The organism is Bradyrhizobium sp. USDA 4502 (assembly GCF_054063355.1).
The window spans coordinates 5236995-5253324 of sequence record NZ_JBSSGF010000001.1; the positions used below are offsets into that span (position 1 = coordinate 5236995).

Genomic DNA, 16330 nt, shown 5'->3' on the forward strand with positions numbered 1-16330 from the left:
GATGCAACTCGGCATGATCGGCCTCGGGCGGATGGGCGGCAATATCGTCCGGCGCCTGATGACCCAGGGCCACACCACCGTGGTCTACGACAAGGATCCGAAGGCCGTCGCGGCGCTCGTCGCCGACAATGCGACCGGGTCCTCGTCGCTGGAGGATTTCGTCCTCAAGCTGGAGGCGCCGCGCACCGCCTGGGTGATGCTGCCGGCCGGCAAGATCACCGAAGCCACCATCGAGGCGCTGTCGAAGCTGATGCAGCCAGGCGACGTCATCATCGATGGCGGCAACACCTTCTGGCAGGATGACGTCCGCCGCGGCAAGGCGCTCAGGGAGCGCGGGCTGCATTACGTCGATGTCGGCACCAGCGGCGGCATCTGGGGCATCGAGCGCGGCTACTGCATGATGATCGGCGGCGACAAGAAAGTGGTCGACCGGCTCGACCCGATCTTCAAGACGCTGGCGCCCGGGATCGGCGACATTCCCCGCACCTCCGGCCGCGAGGGCCGCGATCCGCGCATCGAACAGGGCTACATTCACGCCGGCCCGATCGGCGCCGGGCATTTCGTCAAGATGATCCACAACGGTATCGAATACGGCCTGATGCAGGCCTATGCCGAAGGCTTCGACATCCTGAAGAACGCCAATATCGAGGCGCTGCCGGCCGAGCATCGCTTCGACCTCGACATCGCCGACATCGCCGAAGTCTGGCGGCGCGGCAGCGTGATCCCGTCCTGGCTGCTCGACCTCACGGCATCGGCGCTGGCGCAGAACCACACGCTCGACGATTATTCCGGCTTTGTCGAGGATTCCGGCGAAGGCCGCTGGACCGTCAACGCCGCGGTCGACGAGGCCGTGCCGGCCGAGGTGCTGACGGCCGCGCTCTACACGCGCTTCCGCTCGCGCAAGGATCACACCTTCGCGGAGAAGATCCTCTCGGCGATGCGCGCAGGTTTCGGCGGCCACAAGGAGCCGCCGAAAAAGGCATAAAAAGCTTGAAGAGAACCGCGGAAGGTCACGTGCAGAAGAAACCCGATCCTTGCTCCTTCATCATCTTCGGCGCCACCGGTGATCTGACGCACCGGCTGGTCATCCCGGCGCTCTACAATCTCGCCGCCGGCAATCTGCTGCCGGACAAATTCTGCGTCGTCGGCATTGTCCGCAAGGGCATGTCGAGCGAGCAGCTGACCGACAGCCTGATGCAGGGGCTGCGCAAGTTCGCCACCCGCCCGGTGGACGAGGCGATCGCAAAGCGGCTGTTCGAATGCGTCACCTCGATCGAGGCCGATCCGCGCGATCCGGCTTCCTTCGATGCCATGAACGAACGGCTCGACAAGCTCGAGACGGCGCGCGGCACCGGTGGCAACCGGCTGTTCTATCTCGCGACCCCGCCGAGCGCCTTCCTGCCGATCAGTGAGCAGCTCGGGCGCACCGGCATGCTGGAAGAGAACGGCGCCTGGCGGCGGCTGATCATCGAAAAGCCGTTCGGCACCGATCTGGTGTCGGCCAGGGCGTTGAATGCCGCGCTGCTGAAGCTGATGGACGAGCACCAGATCTACCGGATCGATCACTATCTCGGCAAGGAAACCGTCCAGAACATCCTGGTGCTGCGCTTCGCCAACGGCATGTTCGAGCCGATCTGGAATCGCAACCACATCGACCATATCCAGATCACCGTCGACGAGAAGCTCGGCGTCGGTCATCGCGGCAGCTTCTACGACGCCACCGGCGCGCTGCGCGACATGGTGCCGAACCATCTGTTCCAGCTGCTGTCGCTGGTGACGATGGAGCCGCCGGCGCGGTTCGACGCCCACGCGGTGCGCTCCGAAAAGGCCGAGGTGCTGAGCGCGATCCAGACCCAGAGCGAACAGGAGGCGCTGCACAATTCGGTGCGCGGCCAGTATCGCGCCGGCCGGATCGGCGACACCGAGATCGAGGACTTTCTCAAGACGCCCGACGTCAGGCCCGACAGCTCGACCGAGACCTATGCCGCGCTGAAGCTGACCATCGACAATTGGCGCTGGGCCGGCGTGCCGTTCTACCTGCGCACCGGCAAGGCGCTGACCACCAAGCGCACCGAGATCGCGATCAAGTTCAAGCAGGCGCCGTTCGCTATGTTCCGCGACACGTCGGTCGATCGCCTGTCGCAGAACTACCTCGTCATCTCCACTGAGCCGACCGAGGGCATCGAGCTGCAGTTCAACACCAAGGTACCCGGCCCGACCATCAACATCGACGGCGTCGAGATGAAGTTCCGCTACAAGGACTACTTCAAGGCCGAGCCGTCGACCGGCTACGAGACACTCATCTATGACTGCATGATCGGCGACAATCTGCTGTTCCAGCGCGCCGACAGCGTCGAGGCCGGATGGCAGGCGGTGCAGCCCTTCATCGACGCCTGGAAGAGCGCCGGCGGCCGTGGCCTGCAACCCTACAAGGCCGGCAGCGAAGGCCCGGAGGCCGCCAATGCGCTGCTGACGCGCGACGGCCGCAGCTGGCGGAAGCTGGGCTGACATGACCGCGACCGGCAAGCGCCAGATCATCACGGTCGCCGATCCGGCGGCACTGGCGCAGGCGGCCGCCGAGCGGGTGATCGCCAGGATCGACCAGAACAGCGGCCGGATCGCCGTCTGCCTCACCGGCGGCTCCAGCCCCAAGGCGCTCTACCAGCTGCTGGCGACGCCAGACTATCGCGCGAGGATTCCGTGGGACCGCGTCGACTGGTTCATCGGCGACGAGCGCCTGGTGCCGCGCAAGGACAAGCTGCACAACATGAGCATGGCGCGCCAGGCCTTCCTCGACCGCTGTGCACCGGCCGCGAATGTCCATCCGATCGCGACCGACACCGCCGATCTCAGGGATCCCGACGCCAGCGCGGCGCTATACGAGAACGAGCTGATGGCATTCTACGGCGCCGAACAGCTCGATCCGAAGCGACCGCTGTTCGACCTGGTGCTGATGGGCATCGGCCCCGACGGCCATACCGCGTCGCTGTTTCCGGGTTATCCCGCGGTCGAGGAAACGCAGCGCTGGGTGGTCGGCGTGCCGAAGGCCAATGTCGAGCCGTTCGTACCGCGCGTGTCGCTGACCCTGCCCGCCCTCGCCTCCTGCCGCGAGATGCTGTTCGAGGTGGCGGGCGAGAACAAGCGCGCGATCTTGACGCGCCTCTTCGCAGGCGAGAACCTGCCGGCAAACCGCGCGCGATCGCTGGGCGAGACCGTCTGGCTGATCGATCAGGCCGCGCTGCCGGAGGACTTTCGTGGGTGACGGACAAAACCCCTGCGCATTGGTCGTGATGGGCGTGTCGGGTTCGGGCAAGAGCACCATCGCCGACCGCCTGGCGATCAGGATCGGCTGGCGCTTCGAGGACGGCGACAGTTTTCATCCGCCAAGCAATGTCGCCAAAATGCATTCCGGCCAGCCGCTCACCGACGAGGATCGCTGGCCCTGGCTGCGCGCGATCGCCGACGAGATCGACCGCACCTGCGGCGTCCGCGAACGCGCCGTCATCGCCTGCTCCGCGCTGAAGCGCGCCTATCGCGACATCCTGGTGCATGGCCGCGACGATATCCGCATCGTCTTCCTCGACGGCTCGCAGGAGCTGATCGCCACGCGGCTCGGCGCGCGCAAGGGCCATTTCATGCCGCCGGGGCTGCTCGCCAGCCAGTTCAAGACGCTGGAGCCGCCGACCCCGGAGGAACGCCCGATCACGGTTGCGATCGACCGTCCGGTCGAAACCATCGTCGAAGACATCGTCACTCAACTGAAGCTGGACCGCACATGACCCGCATCGCCCTTGTCGTATCCGATGTCGACGGCACGCTGCTCACCAAGGACAAGACCTTGACCGACGGCGCCAGGGCGGCAGTGCGCAGGCTGCACGAGGCCGGCATCGGCTTCACCATCGTCTCCAGCCGGCCGACGATCGGGATGGGCTTTCTGGTTGCGCCGCTTGCGATCACACAGCCGATCGGCGCATTCAACGGCTCTTCGATCGTCGATCCGCAGCTCAAGCCCCTCGAGCAGCATTTGATCCCGGCCGCGGTCGCAAAACGCTGCATCGACATGCTGCGCGAACGCGACGTCGACATCTGGCTGTTCACCAACGACCGCTGGCTGACGCGGAATCCTGACGGCGAGTACACCGCCCACGAGCAGCACACGATCAAGCATGATCCGACCATCGTCGGCGATTTCACGCCCTATCTCGATCAGGCCTGCAAGATCGTCGGCGCGAGTTCGGATGCGGCCCTGCTGCAACGCTGCGAGGCGGAGATGCAGCAGATGGTCGGCCGTGATGCCACCGCGGTCCGCTCGCAGACCTACTATCTCGACGTCACCCCGCCGGGCCACGACAAGGGCACCTTCGTCGAGGGCATCGCGAAGCGCCTTGGCGTGCCGCTGGAGAACGTCGCCACGATCGGCGACATGCAGAACGATCTGCCGATGTTCGCGCGAAGCGGCGTCTCCTTCGCGATGGGCAATGCCAGCGATGACGTGAAGGCGCGCGCCACCCATGTCACCGAATCCAACGAGCAGGACGGTTTCGCACGCGCGATGGACACGGTGTTGCAGCTTCGCTGAGGCGTGCGAACGATCGCCCCACGCGTGATCGAGCGCGGGCCGCAGCGTGATCGCCGTTACAGTCCGCTACATCGCAATCGAGTCAAATCGATCATGTGATCGCGTCACGCTGATCACGCGGCCCTTTGTCACGGCGAGATCTGTCACCCGACCAATCCGCGGTTCCTTGAGGCGGCCGATCACACTCGCACGATTTCGGAATATTGGAAATATATTCTTGATTTGCCCGACGTGTCAAGTTGCCTGGCCGAATGCCGGCAGCTGCCGGCTCCTTTGCATGGGGTTGTTTTCGATATTTTGGCAGCGCGGACCTGCGGCGGTCCCGCAAGCGGAAGACGGAGGGCGGCATCGCCGCGGTGGTTTAAGTCGACCGCTGCACCGCGGGCTTCTCGGCGTCGGCTCTGGCGGCGCTGAGATTGTGCGCGGTGTTGATCAACGCGATATGGGTCAGCGCCTGCGGGAAATTGCCGGTCTGCCGGCCGGCGCCGGAATCGAACTCCTCGGCCAACAGTCCGAGATCGTTGGCGACCGCCACCACGCGGTCGAACATGGTCTGCGCCTTGTCGACATCTCCCGCCAGCACATGGGCGTCGGCAAGCCACAGGCTGCAGGCCAGGAACGCGCCCTCGATCGGCTGGACCTCATCGGACACCTCGCGCGGATCGTGCCGCAGCACGAAGCCGTCGCGCATCATGTGCCGTTCGACCGCGTCGATCGTGCCGCAGATGCGCGGATCGCCCGACGGCAGGAAGCCGACCGACGGCAGCAGCAGCAGGCTGGCGTCGAGCAACTTTGAGCCATAGCTCTCGACGAAACTGTTGAGGCCGGGATCGAAGCCGCGTTGGCAGACGTCGCGATGAATGGCCTCGCGCAGCACCCGCCATTTGACCAGCGGCCCCTTGAAGCCGAACCGCTCCGCGCTCTTGATGGCGCGGTCGAAGGCGACCCAGCACATCACCTTGGAGAACACGTAGTGTCTGGGGGTGCCACGGCGTTCCCATATGCCGTGATCCGGCTGATCCCAGACATCGGCGAGATGGGTGACGACGGTGCATTCGAGCGACCAGTTCTCTTCGTCGAGCTTCAGCTTGGCCATGCGGGACTGATGGAAGGCGTCGATCAGCTCGCCATAGACGTCGAGCTGAAGTTGCGCATGCGCGGCGTTGCCGGCGCGTACCGGCTGCGCCCCTTCATAGCCGGACAGCCACCCTGCCTCCCATTCCAGGAGGCGTCGCTGGCCCAGGATGCCGTACATGATCTGCATGTTGGCCGGCGCGCCGGCTGCGGCCCGCAGCAGCCAGTTGTGCCAGGCTGCCGCTTCCTCGGTGTAGCCCGAGTTCATCAGGGCCAGCAGCGTAAAGGTGGCGTCGCGCAGCCAGCAGAACCGGTAGTCCCAATTGCGCGCGCCACCGAGCTTTTCCGGCAACGACGTGGTGGGTGCCGCGACGATGCCGCCGGTCGGCCTGAAGGTCAGCGCCTTCAGCGTGATCAGCGAGCGCATCACGAGGGCGCGTTGATAGCTGCCGTCATAGGTCGAGCGGCTGCACCATTCCCGCCAATATTCCTCGGTGTCCTTCAGCGCAGCCTCAGGGTCGATCGCGTCCGGCACCGGGTGATAGGACGGTCCATAGGTCAGGACGAACGGCACGGTATCGCCTTCGCCGACCTCGAAATCGGCGATCGTGGTCAGATCCTTGCCGCGGGTTTCGACCGGCGTGCGCAGCACGGTCATGTCCTGCCCGCTGATCGCCAGAAGCCCGTCACCATCCGGATTCTTCCGAACCCAGGGGACATCGACGCCGAAGCCGAAGCGGATCACCAGCTCCATGCGCATCTTGACGCGGCCGCTGACGCCGCGAACGAGGCGGACCACATCGGAGGCGTTGCCGCGCGGCGGCATGAAGTCGATCAGCGCGACCGCGCCGCCTTCCACCTCGAACCGGGTCTCCAGGATCAGCGTATCGTCCCAGTAGCGCCGCGAGGTCTGCTTGATCTCGCCTGTGGGCGCCAGCAGCCAGCGACCGTTCCTCGACGTGCCAAGCAGCGCCGCGAAGCAGGGGTCGGAATCGAACGCCGGCCAACACAGCCAGTCGATCGAGCCGTCGCGGCCAACCAGCGCGGCGGTCTCGCAATCTCCGATCAGTCCATAGTCTTCGATACGAGAGGCCACGCGCTACGCTCCGCGCTACCCGGTGTGCGAGCGCTCGCGGGTCGCGCGCTTGAGGGCGTCGACGTCGATCGCCGACGCGAGATGCTCGATCGAGACCGGGAGCCGCCGCTTCCAGTTCGGATGCTCGTAGACGGTGCCGGGGATGTTCGGTTGCTCGACAATGCCGAGCAGGTCCTCCATCGACACCGCCATCATCCGCGACCGCGTCCGTGCCAGGAAGCTCGCCACCGAATAGAAATCGTTCGCGTGGATGTCGTGCCGGCGCAGCACGTCGTCGAGCTGGCCGAGCGCGTGCCAGCGCCCCTCGTCGGTCTCGCCGGGATCGATCCCGAGCGCACGCTTGGTCTTGAGGTCGCTGAACGAGCGCCAGCCCGCATAGGTCGAGAGGTCGTGGGTGTTGAAGGTCACCAGCGCATCCGGCAAATAGTAGTCGGCGTTGCGGAAGACGCCCCGGTCGTCGGTCTCGAACATCATCACAAGATAGGACCAGATGCCCCAGCCGTTCATCTGCTCGCGGAACCCGGGAGGTACGGTGCCGAGGTCCTCGCCGATCACGACGCAGCGGCTCGCCACGCTCTCCTGCGCGGTCGCCGCCAGCAGCGCCTCGAACGGCATCAGCACATAGGCGCCATTGGCCGGGCCGAAGCCGCGCGGCACCAGATAGAGCCGCTTCAGCCCGAACGCGTGGTCGAGCCTGATCGCGCCGGCGTGGTGCATCGAGGCGCGCAGCATCTGCCTGAACGGCTCGAACGAGCGCTGTTCAAGACCCGCAGCATTGAAGCCGGCAAGCCCCCAGTCCTGGCCCGCCGTGTTGAGCGGGTCAGGCGGCGCGCCGACGCCGAGATGGCGCGAGATCGCGATCTGCTCATTCCAGGCGTCGAACCCGTCCGACTGCACGCCGACGGCGACGTCGAGATAAAGCCCGACCCGCATGCCGCGCTTGTGCGCCAGCGCCTGGCAGGCGCCGAGTTGACGGTCCGCGGTCCATTGCACGAATTCGACGAACTCGACCTCGGCGGCAGAGTCGCGCGAGCGGCGCAATTTTGCACAAGCTGCGTCGCTCGGCTGCCGCCATTCGTCCGGCCATTCCCACCACGGCGTGTTGAATTTGTGCCGCATCACCTCGAAGCAGGCGAAGCGCGACAGCAGCGTGCCCTGCTCGTTGCGATAGGCCTCGAAATCCTGCCAGCGGCCGAGGCCCGGGTTGGCCTTGAAGGCCGCGAACGCCGCGCGCAGCGCGGGCCATTTCTGCGCCGCGACGCCGACATAGTCGACCATGTCGTGGCTGCGGAGCGGTGCCAGCGCGGCCTTGGTCTCGGCATCGACGCGGAATTCGGGAATCTGCTCGACGTCGATGTAAAGCCCATTGAGGAACAGCCGGCTGTTCGGCGAGTACGGGCTGCAATCGCCGGGCCGATCGTCGAACAGCGCATGCAGCGGATTGAGCCCGACGCCGTCGGCGCCGAGCCGGTGGGCGAATTCGAGCAGGTGCTGCAGGTCGGTGAAGTCACCGATGCCCCAGTTGCGCGCTGACCGCACGCCGTAGAGTTGCACCGCGATCACCCAGCAGCGGTCGAACTCGCCGCCGAAGGCGCCGTGCGGCGCCACCAGCAGTGGCAGCTCCTCGCTGGCGCCCGATGCGTCCGACAGTTGCAGCCGATGCACGCCTTCGGGCAGACCGGACGGCCACGTCACACTGCGCTCACGCGCCTCGCCCTGCGCGAGCACCCCGGTGCCATTCGCAAGCTTCCATTGCACCGGAAGCCGGGCAGCCTCCGAGAACTGTGTTTGCGCAGCCTGGCCGCCTCTGACCACCACGGGATCGGCGATGATCCGACGGGGCGCCTGCGGCGGCAGCGCGTCGAGGATCGCCGTGAGCGCCTCGGGGGTTGTCACACGGCGGTGACCGCTGCCATCGATATACTCGGTCTGGATTCCCAGGGTCTGGGCTTTGGCGTAAAGGTCCATTCGGCACGCTGCCTGCTCGCAACGGTTGGTGGATCGTTGCTAAATTGTACAGATACGGGAAAGGGATAGTTGATGTTCAACGCTCTACCCTATCCGGCGTTCCCACCGGGAACCATTGCCCGGCGAGCGGCTTTCTATATGGGTCTGGCGCTCCTCCTTCCCGGCGCCGGGACGTCATTTGCATTTTTAATGGCGGCATCACCGTGAACAAAACCCTCCGGCCTGTCGAGAGTGCCCATGGCACTTTTCATATCACCGATGTCTATCCGTCGGTTGATGGCGGCCGCTTTCCGGTCAAGCGCATTGTGGGCGAACCTGTCGAAGTGTGGGCCGACATCTACCGTGCCGGACATGACGTGATATCGGCGGCATTGGTGTGGCGGCGCGAGGGCGACAGCGAATGGCAGGTCGCGCCGATGACGGCGCACAGCGATGACCGCTGGGGCGGCGCTTTCGTGCCCGACCGGCCCGGCCGCTACGCCTTCGCGATCGAGGCCTGGACCGATGAATTCGCCAGCTGGCGGCATCGCTTCGAGCAGACGCCGCGCGACGGCAGCGATCACACGCTGGACGCGCTCGAAGGCGCGGGCATGCTGACCCAGGCGCAGGCCGGCAGCCCGGCGGCGGCGGCCGTCATCATCAGGCAGTGCGAAATCTTTCTGCAGACCGGCGAACCAGGTGCGCTGCTCGCGCCCGAATTGCGGGAGGCGATGGCCGGCAGCCAGTTTCGCCGCGACCTGATGCGATCGCAGCTCTACCCGCTGACCGCGGATCGCCCGCGGGCGCGCAGCGGCGCATGGTACCAGATGTTTCCGCGCAGCCAGGGCAAGACACCGGGCATGCATGCAACCTTCAACGACTGCATCGCGCGGCTTCCCGACATCGCCGCGATGGGCTTTGACGTCGTCCTGCTCGCGCCGATCCATCCGATCGGCCGGCAGCACCGCAAGGGCCGCAACAATGCCGCGATCGCGCAGGCGGGCGATCCCGGCAGCCCTTATGCGATCGGCGCAGCCGAGGGCGGCCACGACGCCGTGCATCCGGAACTCGGCACGCTCGACGACTTCAGCGCCTTCGTGGCGGCATGCCAGGCGCATGGCCTCGAGGTCGCGCTCGATTTCGCCGTGCAGTGCTCCCCCGATCATCCCTGGCTGACCGAGCATCCAGAGTGGTTCAAGCGGCGCCCGGACGGATCGATGCGCACGGCCGAGCATCCACCGCAGCGCTGGGAGGATGTCGTCAATCCGGATTTCGGGTCCGAAGACGCCGGCGCCCTGTGGCGCGCGCTGCGCGACGTCGTGCTGTTCTGGGTCGAACAGGGCGTCAGGATCTTCCGGGTCGACAATCCGCACACCAAGCCGCTGGCGTTCTGGGAGTGGCTGATCCGCGAGGTGCGGGACCGCGACGCGGACGTGCTGTTCCTCGCGGAAGCCTTCGCGCGCCCGAAACTGATGAAGGGCCTCGCCAAGCTCGGCTTCACGCAGTCCTACAGCTATTTCACCTGGCGGACGCAGCGCTTTGAGCTCGAACAATATCTCGGCGAGTTGACCTCCTATCCCGAGCGTGACTTCTTTCGGCCGAATTTCTTCGTCAACACACCGGACGTCCTGCCCTTCCACCTGCAAAGCGGCGAATCCTGGATGTTCAAGTCGCGTCTCGCGCTGGCCGCGACGCTTTCAAGCAGCTATGGCATCTACAGCGGCTTCGAATTGCTCGAGCACACGCCGGTCCCCGGCCGCGAGGAATATCTCAACTCCGAGAAGTACGAGATCAAGGTTTGCAACTGGGAGCAGCCGGGGAACATCAAGCCCTATATCGCAGCTCTCAACCGGATCAGACGCGGCAATCCGGCCCTGCAACAATTCGCCAATTTGCGCTTTATCAGTGTCGATGACGGCGGTGTGATCGGTTTCATCAAGGAGGCGGTCGATCAGAGCAATGTGATCGCGGCCGCGATTGCATTGTCAGCCGAGCTGCGTGAGGTCTGGCTGCCGCTCGGCGACGTCATGGTCGGCCGTGGCGATGCCCGCCGGCCCGTCTCGGCAGTGGAAGACCTTGTCACCGGCGAGCGCCACGCGCTCGAATGGGGAGGCATCCGTCTACGTATAGATCCTGCGCGCGATCCCGCGTTGCTGCTGCGCTGTGTCGCCTGAAGGAGCCGTCATGAACGTATTCTCCTCCGTCAATACCCAGGAGAAGGTCGCAACCGAGACTGCGGACCAGCTGTGGTACAAGGACGCGATCATTTACCAGCTGCATGTCAAGGCATTTGCCGACAGCAACAATGACGGCATCGGCGACTTCGCGGGGCTGACGGAGAAACTCGGCTATCTGCAGGAGCTCGGCGTCACCGCGCTGTGGCTGTTGCCGTTCTATCCCTCGCCCGGCCGCGACGACGGTTACGACATCGGCGACTATGGCGACATCAATCCCGATTTCGGGACGATGAAGGACTTCAAGCGCTTCATCCAGGAGGCCAAGAAGCGCGGCCTGCGCGTCATCACCGAGCTGGTCGTCAACCACACCTCGGACCAGCATGCGTGGTTCAAGCGCGCGCGCCGCAGCCCGCCGAATTCGAGCGCGCGCAGCTGGTACGTCTGGAGCGACACCGACCAGAAATACCTCGATACAAGGATCATCTTTACCGATACGGAGAAGTCGAACTGGACCTGGGATCCGGAGGCCGGTCAGTTCTACTGGCACCGCTTCTTCTCGCACCAGCCGGACCTGAATTTCGACAATCCGCGCGTGGTGCGCGCCATCGTGCAGGTGATGAAGCGCTGGCTCGACACCGGCGTCGACGGCTTCCGGCTCGACGCCATTCCCTATCTGTGCGAGCGCGACGGCACCAACAACGAGAACCTGCCGGAGACGCATGCCATCATCAAGCGGCTGCGCCAGGAGCTCGACGCCTATGCCAAGGGCAAGATCCTGCTGGCCGAAGCCAATCAATGGCCGGAGGACGTGCAGGAATATTTCGGCCATGGCGACGAATGCCACATGGCCTATCACTTCCCGCTGATGCCGCGCATCTACATGGCGATCGCCCAGGAAGACCGCTTTCCGATCACCGACATCCTGCGGCAGACGCCCGACATTCCGGCCGCTGCCCAGTGGGCGCTGTTCCTGCGCAATCACGACGAGCTGACGCTGGAAATGGTCACCGACGTCGAGCGCGACTATCTGTGGTCGACTTACGCCAACGATCCGCGCGCCCGCATCAATGTCGGCATCCGCCGCCGCCTTGCGCCGCTGATGGACAACGACCGGCGCAAGATCGAGCTGATGAACTCGCTGCTGCTGTCGTTCCCGGGCACGCCGATCATCTATTACGGCGACGAGATCGGCATGGGCGACAATATCTATCTCGGCGACCGCAACGGCGTGCGGACGCCAATGCAGTGGTCGCCGGACCGCAACGGCGGCTTCTCGCGCGCCGACCCGGCGCGGCTCTACGCGCCGATGATCATGGACCCGGTCTACGGCTATGAATCCGTCAATGTCGAGGCGCAGTCACGCAGCCTGTCGTCGCTGCTGTCGGCGACCAAGCGGCTGATCGCGGTACGCAAGTCGACGCTTGCCTTCGGGCGCGGCACCATGACCTTCATCCGCCCGGAGAACCGCTCGGTGCTGGCCTATGTGCGCCAGTACCAGGGTGAGGCGATCCTGTGCGTCGCCAATCTGTCGCGGTCGGCGCAGGCCACCGAGCTCGACCTCTCCGCCTTCAAGGACCGCATTCCGCTCGAGATGCTCGGGCGCACGCGCTTCCCGGCGATCGGCGAGCTGCCCTACATGATCACGCTCGCGCCATACGGCTTCTACTGGTTCCAGCTGCAGGAGCGCGACAAGTCCGAGCCGGTGACGCCGCGCGCGGTGCCGGAATTCGAGACGCTGGTGGTGCCGCTGAATTCGACCTGGATGTCACTGGCGCGCACCCGCGGCGTGTTCGAGCACGACGTGCTGCCCGGCCATCTCGCCCGCACGCGCTGGTATCCGGAACGATCCGCGAGCGCGATCCAGCCGATGCTGGTCTCCGCGATCCCGTTCTGCGACATCGGCGACAACCGGCCGTGGCTCGCCTTCTTCGAGACCACGCAGCGCGGCACCACCAGCCGCTACGTGCTGCCGATGCAGATCGAGTGGGTGCGCTTCGACCGCGAGCGCTACAATCCGCGCGCATTCGCCGCGATACGCCAGGGCGCGCGCGAGGGCACCTTGCTCGATGTCGCCACCGACCAGATCTTCACCGGCCTGTTCCTGCGCAACCTGCGGGAAAACCTCACGGTCGACGAAGGCGAGCAAGGCCTCAAGCTCGAATTCCGGCCGACCAGCCGCTTCTCCGACCGGCCGGTGCGGCAGCCGGAGCGCATCCGGGTCTTCGAGAACGATCAGCCGCATTCGACCGCGCTGGTCGACAACGAATATGTCACCAAGATCTACCGCAAGCTCGAGGTCGGCATCAATCCGGAGATCGAGATGGGCCGCTTCCTCACCGAGGTGGTCAACTTTCCGAACACCCCTGCCTTGCTCGGCACCGCCGAGCTGATCGAAGGCGACAAGCGCAGCGCCATCGCCGTCCTGCATGCGATGGTCGTCAACCAGGGCGACCTCTGGACCATCGCAGGCGCACACCTCGACCGCCTGGTCGAACGGCAGCGCCTGCTGACAGTGAGCGAGCACCCCGTGGAGAACGGCGACCAGGCCACCTATCTGCGCCACATGTCGCATAGCGGAAAGCGACTCGCCGAGCTGCATCTGGCGCTCGCCAGCAACCGCGACCTGCCGGACTTCGCGCCCGAGCCGACCAAGCCCGACGACCTGCAGCGCTGGGCCGACGAGATCATGGCGCGGGCCGAGCGCGTGTTCGATACGCTGAAGCAGCGGCGCGGCTCCCTGAAGGAGGCCGACCGGCTGCTGGCCGATCAGTTGCAGGCCCAGCACGACACGCTGCCGGAGCGGCTCAAGGCACTGCTGCCGCGAGAAACCGACGGGTTCAACATCCGCCATCACGGCGACCTGCATCTCGGTCAGTTGCTGGTGGTCAAGGACGACGTCTTCATCATCGATTTCGACGGCGGACCGGGCCGCACCATCGCCGAGCGGCGGCGCAAGGCACCGCCGGCGCGCGACGTCGCCGGCCTGATCCGTTCGATCGACTATGCGGCGACCGCCGCGCTGGAACGCACGCTCAAGGTCTCCCCCGACGAGAGCGGCCGGCTGAGCCTCGCCTTGGCCGAATGGCGCGACCAGGCCGCGGATACCCTGCTGGCGGCCTATCGCGAGACGGTGGCCGGCCAGCGGCTGTGGCCCGCCGACGCCAAGACGGCCGACCGCCTGCTCAATTTTTTCCTGCTTGAGAAAGCCTTCTATGAGATCGAGTATGAGCTGGCCAACCGGCCGGATTGGCTGCGGGTGCCGCTCACCGGCCTGCTGAGGATCCTGGCGCAACAGCCGCATGAGGTTGCATGAGCAAACTGCCCGCCGAGGCCTATGCCATCATCGAGGGCCGCCACTCCGACCCCTTCCACTATCTCGGGCTTCACCCCGAGGGGGACCGCAACGTCGTGCGCGCCTTCCTGCCCGATGCCAGCAATGTCGAGGCGATCGGCGAGCATGGCGAGACCGCACAGCTGGCGCGGATCCATGACGCCGGCCTGTTCGCAGGCCCCCTGCCGAACGGCTCGACGCGCTACCAGCTCCGCGCCCGTTTCGGCGACAACGTCGTCGAGCTGGAGGATGCCTACCGCTTTCCGCCGATCCTGAGCGATTTCGATCTCTATCTGCTCGGCGAAGGCACGCATCAGCGCGTCTACGACACGCTCGGCGCGCATCCGATGACGCTCGACGGCGTCGACGGCATCGGCTTCGTGGTGCTGGCGCCGAATGCGCGCCGGGTCAGCGTGGTCGGCGACTTCAATTTCTGGGACGGACGGCGGCATCCGATGCGCGTGCGCGGCTCGGGCTACTGGGAACTGTTCATCCCGCGTGCAAGGGTCGGCGACCACTACAAGTTCGAGATCATCGGGCGCAACGGCCAGCATCTGCCGCTGAAGTCCGATCCCCTGGCGTTCGCCGCCGAGGTGCGCCCGAAGACCGCCTCGATCGTGATCGACGAGCGCAAGATCCCGCATCCGCGCCCGGCGCCGGATCGCGTCAACGCGCTGAGCTCGCCGATGTCGATCTACGAGGTCCATCTCGGATCGTGGCGGCGCAAGGGGCGCAACGAGTGGCTGACCTATCGCGAGATGGCGGAGCAGCTGCCGGCCTATGCCAGCGACATGGGCTTTACCCATGTCGAATTCCTGCCGATATCAGAGCATCCGTTCGACGGCTCCTGGGGCTACCAGCCGACGGGCATGTTCGCACCGACCAGCCGCTTCGGCTCGCCGGACGATTTCGCCGCGCTGATCGACGCCTGCCACGGCGCAGGGCTCGCCGTGCTGCTCGACTGGGTGCCCGGGCATTTCCCCGATGATCCGCACGGGCTCGGCAATTTCGACGGCACCGCGCTCTACGAGCACGCCAATCCGCTGCAGGGCCGTCACCTCGATTGGGGCACGCTGATCTACAATTACGGGCGCACCGAGATCACCAACTTCCTGGTGTCGAACGCACTGTTCTGGCTCGATCGCTACGGCATCGACGGGCTGCGCGTCGATGCCGTCGCCTCCATGCTCTATCTCGACTACAGCCGTCCCGCCGGTGGCTGGATTCCGAACAAATATGGCGGCCGGGAGAACATCGAGGCGATCGACTTCCTGCGCCGCTTCAACACCGAATTGTTCGCGCATTTTCCGCAGGCGACGACGGCGGCGGAAGAATCCACCGCATGGCCGCAGGTGTCGCGTCCCGTCGAGTATGGCGGGCTCGGCTTCGGCTACAAGTGGAACATGGGCTGGATGCACGACACGCTGAAATATATCGGCAAGGATCCCATCCACCGCAAATACCATCACGGCGACATCCTGTTCGGCCTGCACTACGCCTTCTCGGAGAATTTCATCCTGCCGCTGTCCCACGACGAGGTGGTGCACGGCAAGCGCTCGATCCTCGGCCGCATGCCCGGCGACGACTGGCAGCGCTTTGCCAATCTGCGCGCCTATTACAGCTTCATGTTCGGCCACCCCGGCAAGAAGCTGATGTTCATGGGCTGCGAGTTCGGCCAGGAACGCGAGTGGAATCACGACTACTCGATCGATTGGCATCTGCTGCAACAGCCGAGGCACAGCGGCATCCAGAACCTGGTCCGCGACCTCAACCGGCTCTATCGCGCGCTGCCGGCGCTGCACGAGCTCGACTGCGACCAGGCCGGCTTCGAATGGGTCATCACCGACGATGCCAACAACAACGTGTTTGCCTGGATCCGCAAGGGCAATGCTGAGCGCGCACGCTGCCTCGTGATCGCGAACTTCTCACCCAACGTCTACCGCAACTATCGCGTCCCGGTGCCGTTCGCGGGCAAGTGGCACGAGGTGTTCAACTCGGATTCCGCGCATTACGGCGGCACCAATGTCGGCAATGTCGGCGAGGTGCGCGCATCGGAGGACGCCACGCCCGAGCTGAGCCTGACCATTCCGCCGCTGGCTGCGATCTTCCTCGTACCGGAAAGCTGA

The 16330-nt window shown here is 65.4% G+C and carries 10 protein-coding genes; 8 read left to right on the forward strand and 2 right to left on the reverse strand.

What is annotated here, in order from left to right; translation table 11 throughout:
* Position 1: 1 nt before the first annotated feature.
* The 5 genes from gnd to ACVW1B_RS24460 are packed head-to-tail and all read left to right on the forward strand — an operon-like array spanning position 2 to position 4579.
* On the forward strand, positions 2-985 hold the full coding sequence (gene gnd, locus ACVW1B_RS24440; RefSeq protein ID WP_456779542.1) for a phosphogluconate dehydrogenase (NAD(+)-dependent, decarboxylating): 984 nt from the start codon (positions 2-4) through the stop codon (positions 983-985).
* Between the two features lie 29 nt (positions 986-1014).
* A complete protein-coding gene (zwf, locus tag ACVW1B_RS24445; RefSeq protein WP_456792676.1) occupies positions 1015-2508 on the forward strand; it encodes a glucose-6-phosphate dehydrogenase in 1494 nt (497 codons plus the stop codon).
* 1 nt (position 2509) lies between these two features.
* On the forward strand, positions 2510-3262 hold the full coding sequence (gene pgl, locus ACVW1B_RS24450) for a 6-phosphogluconolactonase (RefSeq protein WP_456792677.1): 753 nt from the start codon (positions 2510-2512) through the stop codon (positions 3260-3262).
* 28 nt (positions 3263-3290) lie between these two features.
* Complete coding sequence (locus ACVW1B_RS24455; protein WP_057014886.1) at positions 3291-3779, forward strand: gluconokinase; 489 nt, start codon at positions 3291-3293, stop codon at positions 3777-3779.
* Positions 3776-4579: an HAD family hydrolase gene (locus ACVW1B_RS24460; protein WP_092085690.1), complete on the forward strand. Its 804-nt coding sequence runs from the start codon at positions 3776-3778 to the stop codon at positions 4577-4579. Before ACVW1B_RS24455 ends, ACVW1B_RS24460 begins: the two co-directional genes overlap by 4 nt.
* Positions 4580-4940: 361 nt before the next feature.
* Here ACVW1B_RS24460 and ACVW1B_RS24465 read toward each other — a convergent pair whose 3' ends face one another.
* Both ACVW1B_RS24465 and malQ read right to left on the reverse strand, forming a co-directional pair.
* Positions 4941-6749, reverse strand: a complete 1809-nt coding sequence (locus ACVW1B_RS24465) for a glycoside hydrolase family 15 protein (RefSeq protein WP_456779540.1) — start codon at positions 6747-6749, stop codon at positions 4941-4943.
* Between the two features lie 15 nt (positions 6750-6764).
* Positions 6765-8717, reverse strand: a complete 1953-nt coding sequence (gene malQ, locus ACVW1B_RS24470) for a 4-alpha-glucanotransferase (RefSeq protein WP_456792678.1) — start codon at positions 8715-8717, stop codon at positions 6765-6767.
* Positions 8718-8920: 203 nt separating this feature from the next.
* Here malQ and ACVW1B_RS24475 point away from each other — a divergent pair, with 203 nt between their 5' ends.
* Genes ACVW1B_RS24475 through glgB form a run of 3 tightly spaced genes read left to right on the forward strand, consistent with a single transcriptional unit; the run spans position 8921 to position 16330 of the window.
* Complete coding sequence (locus ACVW1B_RS24475; protein WP_456792679.1) at positions 8921-10870, forward strand: alpha-1,4-glucan--maltose-1-phosphate maltosyltransferase; 1950 nt, start codon at positions 8921-8923, stop codon at positions 10868-10870.
* Between the two features lie 10 nt (positions 10871-10880).
* Positions 10881-14186 (forward strand): maltose alpha-D-glucosyltransferase, encoded by a 3306-nt coding sequence (gene treS, locus ACVW1B_RS24480; RefSeq protein ID WP_253607431.1) that lies wholly within the window; start codon positions 10881-10883, stop codon positions 14184-14186.
* A complete protein-coding gene (gene glgB / locus ACVW1B_RS24485; protein ID WP_456792681.1) occupies positions 14183-16330 on the forward strand; it encodes a 1,4-alpha-glucan branching protein GlgB in 2148 nt (715 codons plus the stop codon). Before treS ends, glgB begins: the two co-directional genes overlap by 4 nt.

Excerpts from the sequence above, each read along its gene's own strand:
- gnd (WP_456779542.1), top strand. The coding sequence starts at position 2 with ATGCAACTCGGCATGATCGGCCTCGGGCGGATGGGCGGCAATATCGTC.
- ACVW1B_RS24460 (WP_092085690.1), top strand. The coding sequence starts at position 3,776 with ATGACCCGCATCGCCCTTGTCGTATCCGATGTCGACGGCACGCTGCTC.
- treS (WP_253607431.1), top strand. The coding sequence starts at position 10,881 with ATGAACGTATTCTCCTCCGTCAATACCCAGGAGAAGGTCGCAACCGAG.
- ACVW1B_RS24455 (WP_057014886.1), top strand. The coding sequence starts at position 3,291 with ATGGGCGTGTCGGGTTCGGGCAAGAGCACCATCGCCGACCGCCTGGCG.
- malQ (WP_456792678.1), bottom strand. The coding sequence starts at position 8,717 with ATGGACCTTTACGCCAAAGCCCAGACCCTGGGAATCCAGACCGAGTAT.
- pgl (WP_456792677.1), top strand. The coding sequence starts at position 2,510 with ATGACCGCGACCGGCAAGCGCCAGATCATCACGGTCGCCGATCCGGCG.
- glgB (WP_456792681.1), top strand. The coding sequence starts at position 14,183 with ATGAGCAAACTGCCCGCCGAGGCCTATGCCATCATCGAGGGCCGCCAC.